Annotated in this window: 18 protein-coding genes; 17 read left to right on the top strand and 1 reads right to left on the bottom strand. The window is 64.4% G+C overall.

All coding sequences use genetic code 11. The features are described from left to right. Positions 1 to 108: 108 nt before the first annotated feature. The 7 genes from ACYP33_RS06010 (at position 109) to ACYP33_RS05980 (ending at position 6,617) form a co-directional block, all read left to right on the top strand. Positions 109 to 1,425, top strand: coding sequence for a hypothetical protein (locus ACYP33_RS06010; protein WP_459620376.1), 1,317 nt, complete (start codon positions 109 to 111; stop codon positions 1,423 to 1,425). 309 nt (positions 1,426 to 1,734) lie between these two features. After that, the gene (locus ACYP33_RS06005) at positions 1,735 to 2,313 is read left to right on the top strand and encodes a YqgE/AlgH family protein (RefSeq protein ID WP_414444077.1); all 579 of its coding nucleotides are present in this window, start codon (positions 1,735 to 1,737) and stop codon (positions 2,311 to 2,313) included. Continuing rightward, a complete protein-coding gene (gene ruvX, locus ACYP33_RS06000) occupies positions 2,310 to 2,750 on the top strand; it encodes a Holliday junction resolvase RuvX (protein ID WP_414444078.1) in 441 nt (146 codons plus the stop codon). The genes ACYP33_RS06005 and ruvX overlap by 4 nt, the downstream gene beginning before the upstream one ends. Further along, positions 2,737 to 3,255, top strand: coding sequence for a bifunctional pyr operon transcriptional regulator/uracil phosphoribosyltransferase PyrR (gene pyrR / locus ACYP33_RS05995; RefSeq protein ID WP_459620374.1), 519 nt, complete (start codon positions 2,737 to 2,739; stop codon positions 3,253 to 3,255). The genes ruvX and pyrR overlap by 14 nt, the downstream gene beginning before the upstream one ends. A 72-nt stretch (positions 3,256 to 3,327) precedes the next feature. Next, positions 3,328 to 4,359 carry an aspartate carbamoyltransferase catalytic subunit gene (locus ACYP33_RS05990; RefSeq protein ID WP_414444080.1) on the top strand — a complete coding sequence of 344 codons (1,032 nt, stop codon included), beginning with the start codon at positions 3,328 to 3,330 and terminating at the stop codon, positions 4,357 to 4,359. 88 nt (positions 4,360 to 4,447) lie between these two features. Beyond that, on the top strand, positions 4,448 to 5,725 hold the full coding sequence (locus tag ACYP33_RS05985; protein ID WP_414444081.1) for a dihydroorotase: 1,278 nt from the start codon (positions 4,448 to 4,450) through the stop codon (positions 5,723 to 5,725). Positions 5,726 to 5,738: 13 nt separating this feature from the next. Then, positions 5,739 to 6,617: a lysophospholipid acyltransferase family protein gene (locus ACYP33_RS05980; RefSeq protein WP_459620373.1), complete on the top strand. Its 879-nt coding sequence runs from the start codon at positions 5,739 to 5,741 to the stop codon at positions 6,615 to 6,617. Positions 6,618 to 6,721: 104 nt separating this feature from the next. Here ACYP33_RS05980 and ACYP33_RS05975 read toward each other — a convergent pair whose 3' ends face one another. After that, positions 6,722 to 7,573 (bottom strand): symmetrical bis(5'-nucleosyl)-tetraphosphatase, encoded by an 852-nt coding sequence (locus tag ACYP33_RS05975; protein WP_459620372.1) that lies wholly within the window; start codon positions 7,571 to 7,573, stop codon positions 6,722 to 6,724. Between the two features lie 371 nt (positions 7,574 to 7,944). Between ACYP33_RS05975 and rfbB the strand changes: the two genes are divergently transcribed. The 10 genes from rfbB to ACYP33_RS05925 are packed head-to-tail and all read left to right on the top strand — an operon-like array spanning position 7,945 to position 18,540. Then, positions 7,945 to 9,006: a dTDP-glucose 4,6-dehydratase gene (gene rfbB / locus ACYP33_RS05970; RefSeq protein WP_414450240.1), complete on the top strand. Its 1,062-nt coding sequence runs from the start codon at positions 7,945 to 7,947 to the stop codon at positions 9,004 to 9,006. Positions 9,007 to 9,020: 14 nt separating this feature from the next. Continuing rightward, positions 9,021 to 9,914, top strand: a complete 894-nt coding sequence (rfbA, locus tag ACYP33_RS05965) for a glucose-1-phosphate thymidylyltransferase RfbA (RefSeq protein ID WP_414450239.1) — start codon at positions 9,021 to 9,023, stop codon at positions 9,912 to 9,914. Next, the gene (gene rfbC / locus ACYP33_RS05960; protein WP_459620370.1) at positions 9,899 to 10,450 is read left to right on the top strand and encodes a dTDP-4-dehydrorhamnose 3,5-epimerase; all 552 of its coding nucleotides are present in this window, start codon (positions 9,899 to 9,901) and stop codon (positions 10,448 to 10,450) included. The genes rfbA and rfbC overlap by 16 nt, the downstream gene beginning before the upstream one ends. Continuing rightward, the gene (gene rfbD, locus ACYP33_RS05955) at positions 10,447 to 11,343 is read left to right on the top strand and encodes a dTDP-4-dehydrorhamnose reductase (RefSeq protein WP_459620369.1); all 897 of its coding nucleotides are present in this window, start codon (positions 10,447 to 10,449) and stop codon (positions 11,341 to 11,343) included. Before rfbC ends, rfbD begins: the two co-directional genes overlap by 4 nt. Before the next feature lie 31 nt (positions 11,344 to 11,374). Further along, a complete protein-coding gene (locus tag ACYP33_RS05950) occupies positions 11,375 to 12,208 on the top strand; it encodes an ABC transporter permease (protein ID WP_414450236.1) in 834 nt (277 codons plus the stop codon). Next, positions 12,198 to 13,625 carry an ABC transporter ATP-binding protein gene (locus tag ACYP33_RS05945; RefSeq protein ID WP_459620367.1) on the top strand — a complete coding sequence of 476 codons (1,428 nt, stop codon included), beginning with the start codon at positions 12,198 to 12,200 and terminating at the stop codon, positions 13,623 to 13,625. Before ACYP33_RS05950 ends, ACYP33_RS05945 begins: the two co-directional genes overlap by 11 nt. Further along, complete coding sequence (locus ACYP33_RS05940) at positions 13,622 to 14,779, top strand: acyltransferase family protein (RefSeq protein ID WP_459620365.1); 1,158 nt, start codon at positions 13,622 to 13,624, stop codon at positions 14,777 to 14,779. The genes ACYP33_RS05945 and ACYP33_RS05940 overlap by 4 nt, the downstream gene beginning before the upstream one ends. Continuing rightward, positions 14,779 to 15,870 (top strand): dTDP-L-rhamnose 4-epimerase, encoded by a 1,092-nt coding sequence (gene wbiB / locus ACYP33_RS05935; protein ID WP_414450233.1) that lies wholly within the window; start codon positions 14,779 to 14,781, stop codon positions 15,868 to 15,870. The genes ACYP33_RS05940 and wbiB overlap by 1 nt, the downstream gene beginning before the upstream one ends. A 21-nt stretch (positions 15,871 to 15,891) precedes the next feature. After that, on the top strand, positions 15,892 to 16,815 hold the full coding sequence (locus ACYP33_RS05930) for a glycosyltransferase family protein (RefSeq protein WP_414450232.1): 924 nt from the start codon (positions 15,892 to 15,894) through the stop codon (positions 16,813 to 16,815). Beyond that, entirely contained in the window at positions 16,816 to 18,540 is a 1,725-nt protein-coding gene (locus tag ACYP33_RS05925) for a glycosyltransferase (protein ID WP_414451993.1), read from the top strand. Positions 18,541 to 18,545 lie beyond the last annotated feature (5 nt).

The raw sequence follows: 18,545 nt of genomic DNA, 5'->3' as shown, positions 1-18,545 counted from the left end.
GTGTCTCGGCCCGACTGCCGGCGCGTCTGACGCGGCGCCGGCAGCGCGGGCCGGCCGCGCGGCAGGCCCGCGTGGCGCTTCAGCCCAAGCGTCGACGGTTGCGTGCCCATGAGCCTACTGTCTCCGACCGTAATACCGATGCCCGATGCGCTGCCGAACCCCCGCGGCGGCGCGGTGCTGCTTGCCGAGGCCACGCTGGCGGAGGCCAGCACGGCCTCGGGCGAGGCGCTGCTGCGTGCACTGCGCACCGTGGCGGCCGCCTTGCGCGATGCTGGCTGGCTGGCGGCGGCGCGCTATGCCGATGCGCTGGTCGCGGCTGCGCCCGTTGCGACGCCGCCCGCTGGCGGGCTGCCGAACGACGGGTTCCGGTCAGCCTTGCGCGATTTCCGCTGGGCCATCGCCCGCCGTAACCTGCGCGAGCTGGCCTGTTCGCCGGCGCTCCACGCACATCACGATGCCTTGCGGCGGCTGGCCGGCGTCGAAGGCGCGGCGCCGGTTGCGGCCGCGCCGGTCGACTGGCTCGCGCTGGCCGGCCGGCCGGTGCCGCCCGCGCGGCTGGCGGCGATCCCGGCCGACCGTCTCGCGCATCTGCGCGCCGGCTACGAAGCCGCCTTGCTGGTGGTGTTGCGCGAACCCGACGCACCGCCGGCTGCGGCGCTCGATACGCTCGATAGCTGTTTCGCGGCGCTGTCCGGCGCTGATGCCTACGACTATTGGCGGCTCGCCGGTGCCTGCCTGCGCGCCTTGCGCGGTGCGCCGGGGCCGGTGCTGCGGCGCTGGCTGGCGCGCGGCAACCTGCTGCTGCGCGAGCAGATGAATGGGGCGGAGGTCGCCGGCCCGGCGCAGGTGCGCGAAACGCTGGCGCTCGTCTGGCGCGATTTCGCGCTGTACGGCGCGGCCGCCGAGGATGCCGCCGAGGTCGAGTTGCTCAACGATTACGGGCTGACGGTCGACTGGCATGTGGCCGGCTCACAGGCATCGGAGATGCTCTGGGAAGTCGATGCGGCGCGCGCCGAGGCCGATGCCCTGCGTGACGCGGCGGCGGTTCGCCAACTCGGCCTGGTCACGGTCAACGGACACGCCTACGAGGATTTCCTGCAGACGGCCGACGCGTCGATGGCCGACCTGACCGTCACGCCGGCCACGGCCGACGCCTCGCAGGCCTGGCGGGCAGCCGCCGCCGCCTTTCGCGTCGGCGCGGCCGCCGCGGCGCTCGGCCTGGGCCAGACGGCGCTGATGGCCGATGCGCTCGCGCTTGGCTGGCGCCGTATCATGCACGGCCACACCCCGGCCGATGGCGGCGCGGCCTTGTCGGCCGGCTCGGACGGTTTGCGCGCCGCGCTCTACAAGATCGCCGCCGGGGTTGCGCCGCCCGACCTGTTCGCGGCGCGCGAGGCGCTGGCCGCCGCGCTCGAATCGGCCTGAGCGTGCGTGCCGGGCAGGGCGTTTTCGATCGTTCCCCATCTGCGGTATCGGGTGAGTGCGCGGTTGCGAGCGTGGGGGAAACGCAGCGGCAACGCCGGCCCCATTGCCCGATTCGCCGCACAGCGCCGCGCGCCGGCACGCCGTCGCCGCCGTTTGTTGGCCCATCGCGAACGATCGCCCGATGCGCCTGCATCGCGCCACGCCACGCCCGCCGGTCCGCCTCGCGCGCGTGATAGAGTGCGACGTGATCTGTCATATCGATTCTTGCGGCGCCCGTTGCGCGGCAAGGTCTTTGCTAAAATTCAAACCATGCCAAAGAGTTCCGATCGCATCAATCTCACCAACCAGTTCCTGATCGCGATGCCGAGCATGTCCGATCCGACGTTCTCTGGCACGGTGGTCTATCTTTGCGATCACAGCGAGCGCGGCGCGCTCGGCCTGGTCATCAATCGTCCGACCGACATCGATCTCGAGGCGCTGTTCAAACGCATCGACCTCAAGCTGGAAATCGAACCGCTGCTGCATATCCCCGTCTATTTCGGTGGCCCGGTGCAGACCGAGCGCGGCTTCGTGCTGCACGAGCCGGTGGAAGGCAGCAGCTACAGTTCGTCCATGTCGGTCGAGGGCGGGCTGGAAATGACCACCTCGAAGGACGTGCTCGAAGCCGTGGCCTCGGGCCAGGGCCCGAAGCGTTTCCTGCTCACGCTCGGCCATGCCGGCTGGGGCGCGGGCCAGCTCGAGGACGAAATCTCGAAGAACGGCTGGCTGACCGTGGACGCCGATCCGCGCATCGTGTTCGATACGCCCGCCGAGGAGCGCTTCGAGGCCGCGCTCGGCCTGCTCGGCGTGTCGTCGACGATGCTCTCGGGCGAGGCGGGCCACGCATGAGCGGTGCGTCCGCGCGCGAAGCCACGCTGCTCGCGTTCGATTACGGCGAAAAGCGCATCGGCGTGGCCGTCGGCAATACGCTGACGCGCACGGCGCGTGCGCTTGTCATCGTTCCCAACCTGAATCGCGAGTATCGTTTCCAGGCCGTCGGCGAGCTGCTCGCCGAATGGCGGCCGGACGCGCTCGTGGTTGGCCTGCCGCTGCACCCGGACGGCACGCCCCACGAGATGACGCAGCAGGCGAAGCGCTTCGGCAATCAGCTGAACGGCCGCTTCAACCTGCCCGTGAGCTGGATCGACGAGCGTTATTCGTCGGTCGAGGCCCGTGCGAGCCTGCGCGCGCGCGGCGCGAAGGCCGACGCCATCGACGCCGAAGCCGCGCGCGTGATCCTTCAACACTACCTCGACCAGTTGCCCGATCATCATGAGTTCCATTGACGCCGAAGCGCTCTATCTCACGCTGCTCGACCAGATCCGCGGTGCCTACGGCGAGGCCGCGTTCGCGGCGGCCGACGGCCCCGTGCTCGCCGGCATCCACAGCGGCGGCGCGTGGCTGGCCGAACGTCTCGCGCGCGATCTGAAGGCGCCGGGCTTCGGCGTGATCAATGTCGCGCTGCACCGCGACGATTACGCGAAAAAGGGCCTGCACAGCCAGGCCAGCCCGACCTCGCTGCCGTTCGACGTGGACGGCCGCCGGATCCTGCTGGTCGACGACGTGCTGTCCACGGGCCGCACCGTGCGCGCCGCGCTGAACGAGCTGTACGATTACGGCCGCCCGGCCGCCGTCGAACTGGCCGTGCTGGCCGACCGCGGCGGCCGCGAGCTGCCGGTGGCGGCGCGCTTCCTGGGCGGCACGCTGGACGTGGCGCCCGACGCCACGCTGGTGCTCACGCACGACGACGCCCTGCAGTTCACTTTCGATCTCGAGGCGCGCACGCACTGAGCGAGCCTCACCCGGCGCCCGCGCCCCAGAGCGCGCGGGCGCTGCCCGCAACACGTTGGAATCACGCACATCATGACGAGCGACACTTCCGGCCGCACCGGCGCACCCGCCGCGGCCGCACCTGCCGAACGCTTTCGCCACGGCTTCCTGAAGGGCAACCCGCAGCTCACGAAAAACGGCGAGCTCAAGCATCTGCTGTCGATCGAGGGCTTGCCCACCTCGATCGTCACGCACATCCTCGACACGGCCGAGCGGTTCGTCAGCGTGACCGATCGCGAAGTGAAGAAGGTGCCGCTGCTGCGCGGCAAATCGGTGTTCAACCTGTTCTTCGAGAACTCGACGCGCACCCGCACCACCTTCGAGATCGCCGCGACGCGCCTGTCGGCCGACGTGCTGAACCTGAACATCAACGCCTCCTCCACCAGCAAGGGCGAATCGCTGCTCGACACGATCAACAACCTGTCGGCGATGCATGCCGACCTGTTCGTCGTGCGTCACGCATCGAGCGGCGCGCCCTACCTGATCGCCGAGCACTGCGCGCCGCACGTGCACGTGATCAATGCCGGTGACGGCCGCCATGCGCACCCGACGCAGGGCCTGCTGGACATGTACACGATCCGCCACTACAAGCGCGATTTCACGAACCTGCGCGTGGCGATCGTCGGCGACATCCTGCACTCGCGCGTGGCGCGCTCCGACATCCATGCGCTGACCACGCTCGGGGTGCCCGAGATCCGCGCGATCGGCCCGCGCACGCTGTTGCCGGGCGGGCTCGAGCAGATGGGCGTGAAGGTCTATCACAACCTCGACGAAGGCCTGAAGGGGGTGGACGTGATCATCATGCTGCGCCTGCAGAACGAGCGCATGAGCGGCGCGCTGCTGCCGTCCGCGCAGGAATACTTCAAGAGCTGGGGCCTCACGCCCGAGCGTCTCGCGCTGGCCGCGCCCGACGCCATCGTGATGCACCCGGGGCCGATGAATCGCGGCGTCGAAATCGACTCCCAGGTGGCCGACGGCCCCCAATCGGTGATTCTCAATCAGGTGACGTTCGGCATCGCGGTCCGGATGGCCGTGATGGGCATCGTCGCGGGCAACAGCGACTGACGCGGCCCGGCCGGCGGCGCCGCGCCATCGCGGCGCCGCGATGGCCGGCCTTCGCACTCAACGCATCCAACGCATTCACAGGCAGCGCATGAAGATTCATATCAAGGGCGGCACGCTGATCGATCCGGTCGCCGGCACCGAACAACAGGCCGACGTGTACGTCGCGGCCGGCAAGGTGGTCGCGATCGGCGCGGCGCCGGCCGATTTCCACGCGGCGAAGACCATCGACGCGAGCGGCAAGCTGGTCGCGCCGGGCTTCGTCGATTTGTCCGCGCGACTGCGCGAACCGGGCTACGAACACAAGGCCACGCTCGAATCGGAGATGGCCGCGGCCGTCGCCGGCGGCGTGACGAGCCTGGTCTGCCCGCCCGACACCGATCCGGTGCTCGACGAGCCGGGCCTCGTCGAGATGCTGAAGTTCCGCGCGAGCAAGCTGCATCAGGCGCATGTCTATCCGCTGGGCGCGCTGACCGTCGGCCTGAAGGGCGAGGTCATCACCGAGATGGTCGAGTTGACCGAATCGGGCTGCATCGGCTTCACGCAGGCCGATTCGCCGATTCGCGACACGCAGGTGCTGTTGCGTGCGCTGCAGTATGCGAAAACCTACGATTTCACGGTGTGGCTGCGCCCGGTCGACGCGTTCCTCGCCAAGGGCGGCGTGGCGGCCAGCGGGCCGGTCGCGTCGCGGCTCGGGCTGTCGGGCGTGCCGGTGTCGGCCGAGACGATCGCGTTGCACACGCTGTTCGAGCTGGTGCGCGTGACCGGCGCGCGCGTGCACGTCGCGCGCCTGTCGTCGGCGGCCGGCATCGAATTGATGCGCGGGGCCAAGGCCGAAGGGCTGCCGATCACCTGCGACGTCAGCGCCAATCACCTGCATCTGATCGACATCGACATCGGCTATTTCGACGCGCAGTTCCGCCTCGATCCGCCGCTGCGCGCCGAGCGCGATCGCGCGGCGATCCGCGCCGGCGTGGCCGACGGCACGATCGACGCGATCTGCTCCGATCACACCCCGGTGGACGACGACGAAAAGCTGCTGCCGTTCGCGGAAGCCACGCCCGGTTCGACCGGCCTGGAGCTGTTGCTGTCGCTCACCGTGAAGTGGGCCAACGAGGCGAAGCTGCCGCTCGCGCTCGCGCTGAACCGCATCACGGCCGGCGCGGCCGACGTGTTGCAATTGCCGGCCGGCCGCATCGCGGTGGGCGGCGTGGCCGACATCGTGGTGTTCGATCCGGCCGCGCACTGGCAGGTCGAGCCGCGCGTGCTCAAGAGCCAGGGCCACAACACGCCGTTCCTCGGCTACGAACTGCCGGCCCGCGTGCTGGCCACGATCGTGGCCGGCCAGGTGGCGTTCGAGCGTCGCTGACCGGAGCCTGCCCATGAAAGCGTTGCGCAAAGCGCGCCTGATCCTGCATCTGCTGCGCGGCATGGCGACCATCGCCTTGCTGTTCGGACGCGTGAGCCCGGCCCGCAAGCAGGCGCTCACGCGCGACTGGACCGTGAAGATGCTGGGCTTGTGCGGCTTGCGGCTGGTGGTGCATCACGACGAGGCGCGGCTCGATTCGCGCGCGCTGGTGATCGGCAACCACGTGTCGTGGCTCGACATCTACGTGATCAACGCGTGGCGGCCGACGCCGTTCGTCTCGAAGGCCGAGGTGCGGCAATGGCCGGTGGTGGGCTGGCTCGCCGAGAAGCTCGGCACCGTGTTCCTCAAGCGCGAGAAGCGCAGCGAGGCGCTGCGGATCATGCAGGAGCTGGCGCAGCGGCTGAATGGCGGCGAACTGATGTGCGTGTTTCCCGAAGGCACCACCTCGAACGGGCTCGACCTGCTGCCGTTCCACGCGAACCTGCTTCAGGCCGCGGTCGAGGCCGGGTGCCCGGTGCAGCCGGTGTGCATCATGTACGAGGACGGGCAGGGGCGGCAGTCGCTGGCACCGGCCTACACCGGCAAGATGTCGCTCGGGCGCTCGCTCGACCGGGTTCTGAGCGATCGGCCGCTGGTGGCGCATCTGTACGTGGGCCAGCCGATCGAGGCCGGCCCCGACCGGCGCGAGCTGTCGGCGCTCGCGCGGGCGTCCGTGATGGCGGCGCTGACCGAAATGCAGGCCGCTTCCGGCAAGCCGACAGCCGAGGCGCTCGCCTTGCTGGCGCAGGACGAACTGCCGCCGGAAGGCAGCGATGCCGCCGCTGACGCGCAGGCCGCAACCGTGGTGGCCGCCGCGCCCGACGCCGAGACGGCCACGCGACGCGACGCCTGATCGTTGCTTCGATCGGATCGATCACGGACAACAGGCCGCGCCGGATACCGGCGCGGCCTGTGTCGTTTCCGCGGGGCGCAATCCTGCACCCGTTCAAGCGCCGTTCAGCGTTTGCCGACCTGGCAATGCGCGCAACTGACCTGCGTGACGCGCCGCGCGGCCGGATCGTCGGCCAGCTCGACGGCCGATAGCTGATTGCCCCACACGCAGCCCGAGTCGAGCGCGACCAGCCGCTCGCGCAGCATCAGCCCGTTCGCGGCCCAGTGACCGAACACGACGGTCGTGTCGGCGGTGCGCCGGCCCGGCACGTCGAACCACGGCAGATACCCGTCCGGTGCCGATTCCGGGCCGCCGTTGCCGCGAAACTCCATCGCGCCGTCGGGTGTGCAGAAGCGGATTCGCGTGAACGCGTTGAATGCCACGCGCAGCCGCTCTGTCTTGGTCAGCCCGTCCTTCCAGCGATTCGGCTCGTTGCCGTAGAACGTGCGCAGCGTGTCCTGCCAGTCCGGCGCACGCAGCGCGCGCTGCAATTCGTCGGCCAGTTCGAGCGCCAGCGTCACGTCCCATTGCGGCAGCACGCCCGCATGCACCATCAGCTTGCCGCTGTCGTAATGCGCGAACGGCAGGTGGCGAACCCAATCGAGCAGTTCGCCGGCATCGGGCGCATCGAGGATCTCGGCGAGCGTGTCGCCCGACTTGAGTTGGCGGATACCGGCCGCGGCGGCCAACAGGTGCAGATCGTGATTGCCGAGCACGGCCACCCGCCGTTCGCCGAGCGCGATCACGGCGCGCAGCGTGGCGAGCGACGCCGGACCGCGGTTGACGAGATCGCCGGCGAACCAGAGCGGGGTATCGGCGGCGGGCGACAGGCGGGACAGCAATTCGAGAAAGGGGGCGTGGCAGCCCTGGAGGTCGCCGAACGCGATGGGTGCGGCTGGACCGGACACGTAGGTCATTGCTTGGAAACGAGGTGACGGTTTGACGATTCTTGACTGACTTGCGACAGACGGTATCACAAGTCGGTCGACCCCTCGACAGGCCGGGGTCGCGAGCGGAATTTGCGCAGATTCGACTTATTTTGAGATGATTCTACGAGAAAAATGCGCTCGTTTCGACATTTGTCAAGCTGTTGCAAGTTGTTAGGGGCGTGTTTTTTGGCATGACACAGGCCTTATAATTGCTGCCCTATGCGGTATGTGGCCTACAGCACGGCCATGAGCCAGAGAACTACAGATACTCGCGATTCACGGCGCGCATTCCGAGGGGTCGAATGCGGACTTTCCGCATTTTCGGCCAATCCAGACTCCGTTTTCGACAAGGGATTCCCATGATATTGGTGACGGGCGGTGCCGGTTTTATCGGCGCCAATTTCGTGCTCGATTGGTTCGCGCAATCGGGCGAGCCGGTGGTGAATGTCGACAAGCTGACCTACGCCGGCAACCTCGGCACCCTGAAGTCGCTGCAGGACAATCCGAACCATATCTTCGCCCGCGTCGACATTTGCGACCGCGAGGCGATCGACGCGCTGCTGGCCGAGCATCGTCCGCGCGCGGTGCTGCACTTCGCGGCCGAAAGCCACGTCGACCGCTCGATCCACGGCCCGGCCGATTTCGTGCAGACCAACGTGGTCGGCACCTTCACGATGCTCGAGGCGACGCGCCAGTACTGGAACACGCTCGATGCCGAGGCGAAGGCCGCGTTCCGCTTCCTGCACGTCTCGACGGACGAGGTGTTCGGTTCGCTGTCGGCCACCGATCCGCAGTTTTCCGAAACCACGCCGTACACGCCGAACAGCCCGTACTCGGCCACCAAGGCCGGCTCCGATCACCTGGTGCGCGCCTATTTCCACACGTACGGGCTGCCGGTGCTGACCACCAACTGCTCGAACAACTACGGCCCGTATCAATTCCCCGAAAAGCTGATCCCGCTGATCATCGCCAACGCGCTGGCCGGCAAGCCGCTGCCGGTGTACGGCGACGGCCAGAACGTGCGCGACTGGCTGTACGTCGGCGATCACTGTTCGGCGATCCGCGAAGTGCTCGCGCGCGGCCTGCCCGGCGAGACATACAACGTCGGCGGCTGGAACGAGAAGAAGAACCTCGATGTCGTGCATGTGCTGTGCGATTTGCTCGACGAGCAGAAGCCGAAGGCGAGCGGCTCGTACCGCGAGCAGATCACGTTCGTGACCGATCGCCCCGGCCACGACCGCCGCTACGCGATCGACGCGCGCAAGCTCGAACGCGAACTCGGCTGGAAGCCCGCCGAAACCTTCGAAACCGGCATGGCGAAGACGGTGCGCTGGTATCTCGACAATCAGGCGTGGGCCGCCGAAGTGGCTTCGGGCGAGTACCGCAAGTGGGTCGAGATGAACTACGCGCAACGCGCTTGACGAGGAGCGAAGCGATGGCACGCAAGGGCATCATTCTGGCCGGCGGTTCCGGCACGCGGCTGTATCCGATCACGCACGCGGTGTCGAAGCAACTGCTGCCCGTGTACGACAAGCCGATGATCTATTACCCGCTGTCGACGTTGATGATCGCTGGCATCCGCGAGGTGCTGATCATCTCCACGCCGCAGGACACGCCGCGTTTCGAGGCGATGCTCGGCGACGGCTCGCAGTGGGGCATGAACCTCCGGTACGCGGTGCAGCCATCGCCCGATGGTCTCGCGCAGGCGTTCGTCATCGGCAAGGAGTTCGTCGGCAACGATCCGTCGGCGTTGATCCTCGGCGACAACATTTTCTACGGGCACGATCTGGCGAAGCAGCTCGAAGGCGCCAATACACGGCAAGCCGGCGCCACGGTGTTTGCCTACCACGTGCACGATCCGGAGCGCTACGGCGTGGTGGAATTCGACAAGTCGTTCCGCGCGCTGTCGATCGAGGAAAAGCCGGTGAAGCCGCGCTCGAACTACGCCGTGACGGGCCTGTATTTCTACGACAACCGGGTGTGCGACATCGCGGCCGATATCAAGCCGTCGCCGCGAGGCGAGCTGGAAATCACCGATGTGAATTCGCGCTACCTTGAAGATGGCGCATTGAACGTCGAGATCATGGGCCGCGGCTATGCCTGGCTCGATACCGGTACGCACGATTCGCTGATCGAGGCAGCCAGCTTCATCGCGACGCTGCAGAAGCGTCAGGGGCTCGTGGTGGCTTGCCCGGAAGAGATCGCGTATCGCCGACAGTGGATCGATGCCGAGCAATTGATGAAGCTCGCTCAGCCGCTGGCCAAGAACGGCTACGGTCAGTACCTCAAAAACCTTCTTACGGATCATGTGGCATGGCCATCCAGGTAACAGCAACGGCGCTTCCCGAAGTCAAGATCATTGAGCCGAAAGTGTTCGGCGACGCACGTGGCTACTTTTACGAAAGCTTCACGGCGCGTGAATTCGATGCGCAGGTCGAGGCGGGCGTCCAGTTCGTGCAGGACAATCATTCGCGTTCGGCGAAAGGCGTACTGCGTGGCCTGCATTATCAGATCGAGCATGCTCAAGGCAAACTCGTGCGCGTGGTCGAGGGCTCCGTATTCGACGTGGCCGTCGATATCCGCAAGCAATCGCCGAATTTCGGGAAGTGGGTGGGCGTCGTGCTGTCGGACGAGAACCATCGGCAACTGTGGGTGCCGCCCGGTTTCGCACACGGTTTCGTCGTGCTGTCGGACGCCGCGCAGTTCCTCTACAAGACAACCGACTACTGGTTCCCCGAGTTCGAGCGCAGCATCATCTGGAACGATCCGGAGATCGGCATCGAATGGCCGATCGATGGCGAACCGCAACTGGCCGCCAAGGATATCGCCGGCAAGCGTTTGAGCGAAGCCGAGGTCTACGCATGAAGATCGTTGTCACCGGTGCAAGCGGGCAGGTCGGCTGGGAGTTGTCTCGCAGCCTGTCGGTGCTCGGGCAGGTGGTTGCGCTCGGCCGCGATGGCGCGGATTTGACGCGTCCTGACAGCCTCGTGCGCATGGTCGACGACCAGCGGCCGGACGTGCTGATCAATGCTGCGGCCTATACCGCCGTCGATGCCGCCGAAGCCGATATGGCAGGCGCGAACACGGTCAATTCGGAAGCGGTCGGCGTGATGGCCGAAGCGATGAAACGCGTAGGTGGCCTGTTCGTGCACTATTCGACCGATTATGTGTTCGATGGCACCAAGACCGCGCCGTACGTCGAGTCGGATCCGACTTGTCCGGTTAACGTCTACGGATCGAGCAAGCTCGACGGCGAGCGCGCGATTGCTGAAGCAGGCGGCGATTGGCTCACGTTCCGCACGACCTGGGTGTTCGCTGCGCGCGGCAAGAATTTCTTGCGGACGATGTTGCGGCTGGGCGCGCAGCGCGAGGAGTTGAGCGTGGTGGCCGATCAATTCGGCGCCCCGACCTGGGCGCGCTCGATCGCGGACGGTACCGCCCAGGCAGTTGCAGTGGCGATGCACGAGCGCCAAGCTGGCACATTCGAATCGGCGCTCTATCACATGACGTCGTCGGGCCGGACGTCCTGGCACGGCTTTGCCGAGGCCGTATTTGATGCATGGCGCAGCGCGCCGGGCGCAACGTCTCTGGCCATCAAGACGGTTCTGCCGATCCCGGCCAGCGCGTATCCGGTGCCGGCGCAGCGCCCTGCCAATTCGTCGCTTTCGAACCTTGCGCTGAAGACCCGTTTTGGCGTCGAACTGCCCGACTGGCGATATGCTGTCGAGCTGTGTGTCAAAGATTTGTTGCCTCAATGAAACCAGGAAAGAAGCGAGACAGCTTCCAACAATGCCGATAATCAGAGCATTTCTCACCACGCCCCACAGCCTCTTCGGCTCGATCGCACGTAACGCCCCGCTCATCTGGCAAATGACGAAGCGCGAAGTCGTCGGCCGCTATCGCGGCTCGATGTTCGGCCTGGCATGGTCGTTCTTCAATCCGCTGTTGATGCTCGCGGTCTATTCGTTCGTCTTCTCGTTCGTCTTCAAGTCGCGATGGGGGGCGGGCGGGGTCGATCAGGATCGCGCGCAGTTCGCCATGATGCTGTTCGTCGGCATGACGATCCACGGATTGTTCGCGGAATGCGTCAACCGTGCGCCTACGTTGATTCTGAATAATCCGAGCTATGTGAAGAAGATCGTATTTCCGCTGGAAATACTTCCGATCGTCGCGTTGCTGTCGGCGTTCTTCCACACGCTCGTGAGCCTCGTGGTGTTGTTGGCCGGTTTCGCGATTTTCCGGCATTTCATTTTCGCGACGGCGCTGTATCTGCCGCTCGTATTGCTGCCGCTGATGCTGCTGTCTTTAGGGGTTGCCTGGTTCCTGGCGGCAACCGGTGTTTTCGTACGAGACGTTGGGCAGATTACCGGCTTGTTCACCATGGTGCTGATGTTCCTGTCGCCGGTTTTTTATCCGGCGTCGGCTTTGCCGGAAAAGTATCGCTTCTGGCTTGAACTGAATCCGTTGACGCTGTTCATCGAGCAATCGCGGGCCGTCTTGCTGGCCGGTCAGGCGCCGGATTTTGCCTCGCTGGGCGTGGCGGTGCTGGGCGGTGCGGTGGTTGCCTGCGCCGGCTTCAAGTATTTCCAACTGATGCGCAAGGGGTTTGCCGATGTTCTCTGAATCGTCGGCGATCGCTGTCGAGCGCGTCAGCAAACATTTTCGCGTATTCGCCCGGCCGGCCGACCGGCTCAAGGCTGCGTTGCGCCATCGTCTGGGCGGCATGGCGAAGCTGTTGCCGGCGCGGCTGCTCGGCAGCGAAGGGCCGAGCGAATTTCACGCCTTGCAGAACGTGTCGTTTCGGGTGCAAAAGGGCGAGACGATCGGCATCATCGGGCGCAACGGCTCGGGAAAGTCGACGCTGCTGCAGATCATCTGCGGAACCTTGACGCCGTCGGAAGGGCAGGTCGTGATACAGGGGCGGGTTGCCGCACTGCTCGAACTCGGCGCCGGCTTCAACCCCGAGTTCACCGGGCGCGAAAACGTGTTCATGAATGCCGCCCTGCTTGGGTTGTCGAAGGCGCAAATCGAAGAGCGGCTCGACGACATCCTCGCGTTCGCCGATATCGGCAATTTCGTCGATCAGCCCGTCAAGACCTATTCGAGCGGTATGTATGTGCGGCTCGCTTTCGCGGTCATCGCGCACGTCGACGCCGATGTGCTGGTGATCGACGAAGCCCTGGCGGTCGGCGACGCGTTTTTCACGCAGAAGTGCATGCGCTTCCTGCGCGCGTTCATGGAGCGCGGGACGATCCTGTTCGTCAGTCACGATACGAACGCCGTGGTCAATCTGTGCACGCGTGTTGTCTGGCTCGACAAGGGGCAGGTGCGTGCGGTCGGCCCCTCGAAGGACGTATGCGATGCCTATCTCGAGGCGTTCTACGACGAACAGCACCAGACATCGGGCCGAGCCGGGCGGTCGACCGAGCGCAGCCAGGTCGTGCGTACGATCTCCGAAGGCGATGTGCGCGATCAGCGCGCGGAGCTCGTCAATGCCTCGGCCTTGCGCAATGACATCGAACTGTTTCAGTTCAACCATGACGCCAAGCATTTCGGATTGGGCGGCGCGGCGATCGAGTACGCGCGCGTGGAGGATTCGACGGGCGGGCCGCTGAACTGGGTCGTCGGCGGTGAGTTGGTGTGCATCTGCGTCGGTGTCAGGGCGTTGCAGGATCTCTCTCGTGCGATTGTCGGGTTTATCGTCCGCGATCGGCTCGGGCAGAATCTATTTGGTGACAACACCTACCTCACGACGCTGCAGGAGCCGTTCTCCGTGGCGGCGGGCGAGCACTTCACCGTACGCTTCCTGTTCCGGATGCCGGTGTTGCCGGTCGGCGATTACGCGGTGAGCATCGCGATTGCCGATGGCTCGCAAGCAGAGCATGTGGTTCACCAATGGCTACATGATGCGGTGTTGCTCAAATCGCATTCGACCAGTGTCAGCACGGGATTGATCGGCATTCCGATGCATGAAATCACACTCGAGCGCGATGCGTCGGAAGAATCAAAAGACTCCAAAGATTCAGAGGCAAAGGCATGACATTCGAAGCTCCGTTCACGGCCTCGCAGCGCCTGTCGAGTCATGACAATGCGTTCGGCCTGCTGCGCCTTATCTTCGCCACCCTGGTGCTCTGGGACCACGCGTTCCCACTGGGCGGTTTCGGATCGGACCCGATGTGGCGCTTGACGCAGGGCCAGGATTCGATGGGGGGCATTTGCGTATCGGGTTTTTTCGCAATCAGCGGTTTCCTCATTGCAAAGAGCGGCATGCAGGCAGACCTGATGCAGTTCGCGTGGCGGCGGTGTGTGCGGATTTTTCCGGCGTATTGGGCGGTGTTGATCGTCACGGCGCTGGGCGTGGGGCCCGTCATTCACTATATCGAGATGGGGACGCTGCAGGGCTACTGGACTCACGGTGTGGGCGGCGCGTTCGGATATCTCACGAACAACTGGCGACTGTCGATCGGCCAGTACGGCATCAACAACCTGCTGCGCGATACCACGCCGTATGGTCAGTCGATTTCCGAGAGCGTCTTCAACGGATCGATCTGGACCTTGGTCTACGAAGCGAAGTGTTACGTGATGATCGGCGTGTTTGCGGTGTTTGGACTCCTGACCGAGCATCGCCGGGTCCTGCTGGCTGCCACACTGGTTTCCTGGCTCGTGCTGGCGGTGCAGACGATTGATCCGGCGATGTCGGCGAAACTCGTGCATTGGGCCGGCGATCCCCACCTCGTGCAATACGGTACGATTTTTCTGATCGGTTCGAGTGCAGCGGTATGTTCGAAAGCCTTGCCGATTTCCGACAAGCTCGGTGCGTTTGCGCTGGCTGTCTATCTGTTGTCGCTGTTCAAGGGGGGCTATCTGCTGCTCGGGTATCCTGCCATGGTGTACACGATTCTGTGGCTCGCTTGCCGGTTGCCGCAGTGGGCGCGACGGATCGGCTCGAAGAACGATTATTCGTATGGCATCTACGTGTTCGGATTTTTGGTGCAGCAGTTGCTGGCGTACGTAGGCGCCTATCGGCATGGGTTTGTATTCTTCCTGGCGGCATCTGTCGTCCTGACCTATGTGTGCGCATGGTTCAGTTGGCATCTGGTCGAGAAGCGCGCGCTTGAGTTGAAAAATTGGGGGCCGGGCCAGGGATGGAAGTTATTTCGGGCCAGATTTGGTATGAAAAAAGAGGGAGTGTGATGAGCGACGTAAACGTAAGCCGGGTGGACGGTAAGAAGATCCTCGTGACGGGTGGTGCGGGTTTTATCGGTTGTGCGATTTCCAAACGTCTCGCGCCGCTCGCGTCGCGCTATGTGGTCATGGACAACCTGCATCCACAGATTCACGCGCAGGCGGTGCGTCCGGCTGCACTCGATGTCAATGCGGAACTTGTCGTGGCCGACGTGACGGATGCACAGGCATGGGATGTGTTGCTGGCGGATTTTCATCCCGACATCGTTATCCATCTCGCTGCCGAAACCGGTACGGGCCAGTCGCTGACCGAAGCGAGCCGGCATGCGCTCGTCAACGTGGTCGGCACGACGCGCCTCACCGATGCGCTGGTCCGACACGGCGTCAGTGTTGAGCACATCCTGCTGACCAGCAGCCGCGCGATCTACGGCGAAGGCGCCTGGCAGAAAGAAGACGGCACGGTGGTCTATCCGGGGCAACGCGGGCGTGCACAGCTGGAGGCTGCGCAGTGGGATTTCCCGGGCTTGACGATGCAGCCGTCGCGCGCCGATCGGACCGAGCCGCGCCCCACCAGTGTTTATGGCGCGACCAAACTGACCCAGGAGCACGCGCTGTCGGCCTGGACGCTGGCGACCAAGACGCCGTTGACGGTTTTGCGCTTGCAGAACGTCTATGGCCCTGGCCAGTCGCTGACCAATTCCTACACCGGCATCGTTGCGCTTTTCTCGCGGCTGGCGCGTGAAAAGAAGGTCATCCCGCTCTACGAGGACGGCCATGTGACGCGCGATTTCGTCAGCATCGACGATGTGGCGGATGCCATTGTGGCCGGGTTGGCGCGTGAACCGGCTCCGCTGTCCGTGTTCGACATCGGCTCCGGTGAGGCCACGAGCATCCTGGAGATGGCGCGCGTGGTGGCCGCGCATTACGGTGCGCCCGAACCGCAGGTCAATGGTGCATTCCGCGACGGCGACGTACGACATGCGGCTTGCGATCTGAGTGAATCGCTGACGCATCTCGCCTGGGAGCCGCAGTGGTCGTTGAAACGCGGCATCGATGCATTACAGAGCTGGATCGCAGAAGAACTCAATCGAAAGAACTAATCCCCATCACAGAGGTGAACGGTGCCATTGCACGACACGATTATTACCGGCCCTGCTTCGCTGCGGATTCAGTCGGTTCTGTATAACAACGCGCAAGCGCACATTGATTCGGCGCTTGAGAGCATTGCGCGTGCGGCCGACCTGGCGGTTGCCGCGGGCGTGCTGTCCTCGGTCGAGGTCGCATTGGGTGATTGCTCGCCGGAGCCTGTGTTCACACCCGAACAAATCGAGGAACGGGCTGCCAAATTCCTTCCGCAAGGTGTCGCCCGGATTCAATACACGTTCTTCAACGCGAATCTCGGTTCGGCGGCCGGACAGAACCGGTTGCTGGAGGATCTGCAAACGGAGCTCGTGCTGATCCTGAATCCCGACACGCTGGTGGCGCCGAACATCTTCGTCGAACTGGTTCGTCCGATGCACAAGCCGGACGTGGGTATTGTCGAAGCGCGGCAAGTGCCGATCGAACATGCCAAGGATTACGACGCGGTGACGGGTGAGACGAGCTGGGCCACCACGGCCTGTGCGCTGGTCTCGGCCGCCGTTGCAAAAGAGGTGAACGGATTCGATCCGGAATCGTTCTTCTTGTACTGCGATGACGTGGATTTTTCGTGGCGGGTTCGTCTGGCAGGCTACAAGGTCGTGTTTCAACCTTCGGCAGCCTTGTTTCACGACAAGCGCCTGTCGACGGCGGGCAAGTGGATCGTCGGTGGCGCGGAAGAGTATTACTCGGCCGAAGCCGCGATGATCCTCGCGCACAAGTTCTCGAACGGCGCGCTGGCGGATCGTATCGAGCGCCAGTTGCTGGCAGCGGGCAGTGAGCTCGAGCAGAAGGCGGCAAAAAAATATCGTGAACTCAAGACTGCGGGCCAATTGCCGGCCCAGATCGACCGAGACCACCGCGTGGCCCAGTTTGTCGGCGGCTATTACGCGAAACACCGCTTCTAAATCATGAATGCAACTTATCAGTTCCACTACCACCAGAATTCGGTGTATGCCAACGTCGTTGACCTGGTTCAGGAGTTCGGCGCGAATAGCGGCGTGCACCTGGATATCGGTTGCGGATATGGCGCCATTGCCGAGCCGGTGCGCGATCTCGGCCTCACCTACATCGGGTTCGACGCGGATCAGAATTCGCTGCTGAATTTGAAGGAGCGCGGTTTCGACGGGCGTCAGATCAACCTGCATGATCCTGACGCGGTGTTTGCGGCAATCGACGACGTCGTTGCCGGGCGCGAGGTCGTGTCGATCTCGATGATCGACATTCTCGAACATGTGACGAACGGGCCGCTGCTGCTCGATCGTTTGCATGATTATGCCGCGCAGCGCGCGATTCTCCTCGTGATTGCCGTGCCGAACGTCGGCCACCGGGATCTGGGCGCGAAGCTGCTGGCCGGGCGTTGGGACTACACCGAAGTCGGCTTGCTCGATCATACGCATGTGATCCATCACACTGACAGCCTGCTGGCGGCGATGGCCAAGCGCGCCGGCTGGCATCAGGTGGGCGCGCATGACTATCACCTCGAGGTGAGCGATCAGTCGTTTCCGCAAGCGCACCCGCTGTTGACCGGCAAAACGGCGGTATCGCGGTATCTGCGGCAACTGCGCAGCGCGGCGGATCCGTTCGGCACGATCAACGAGCTGGTTCGTGCCTATTTACCGGGCGCGCGTCAGGATGTGCCGATGCTGCTCGACTCCAAGGCACAAAGCACCTTCCTGTCGGTCGTGACCCGTACCCAGGGCAAGCGCCTCGGCAATCTGCGCGATGCCTTGTTGTGCCTGACGGCCCAGACCTGTCAGGATTTCGAGGTGATCATAGTCGCGCACAAGGTTGAAGCCGAACCTTATGCTGCGGTGGCGCGGATCGTGGAGGATCTGCCCGAATCCATGCGCAATCGCGTTCGCCTGCTTCGCTGTGATCATGGCGGGCGCACCGCGCCGCTGAATGCCGGTTTCGCGGCAGCACGAGGGCAGTACGTGTCGATTCTCGACGACGACGAACTGGTGTTCGCTCACTGGGTCGAGACGTTCAAGCAACTGGCCGAACGTGCCGCAGGATGCGTGCTGCGTACCACGGCGGCGGAGCAGGACATCACGTCCACGGGCGTGCGGCCCGACGGTGCGCTCGGATACCGGACCACTTCCTCGATCACGACGCCTTATCCGGCGCATTTCGATTTCTTCAACCACCTGTCGCAGAACTATTCTCCGCCGGTCTCGCTGTCGTTTCCGCGCGCGGCCTTTCAGAATCTGGGCATTCGATTCGACGAGGAACTCGATACGGCTGAGGACTGGGATTTCGAGATGCGGACGGCGTTCGTTTGCGGTGTCGAAAGCAGCCCGGAAATCACCGGGATCTATCGCAAATGGCGTTCTGGCGAATCGTCGTTCTCGATTCATTCGCCGGAGGAATGGCAGCGCGATTACGACAGAATCATCGCGAAGCACAACGAGCAATATCACATCTTCCCGCCGGGTACGATCAAGCTGATTGTTGATCAGCGCAACCTGATCCGCAAGCTCGGTTACGACGTCGCGACATTGCAGCAGACAGCGCAACTCGATATCTTGCGGCGGTTTTTCATTCGTCATCCGAGGCTGTACCGGATTGCTCGCAAGGGCTATGACAACCTGAAGATCGTTGCTCGCCGGATCGTCCGCCGGTTGGGCTGACGCGC

It is taken from the genome of Burkholderia sp. 3C, from assembly GCF_054589155.1.
Note: the sequence above shows the minus strand (reverse complement) of the source record. Positions and strands in the feature narration are given on the sequence as shown.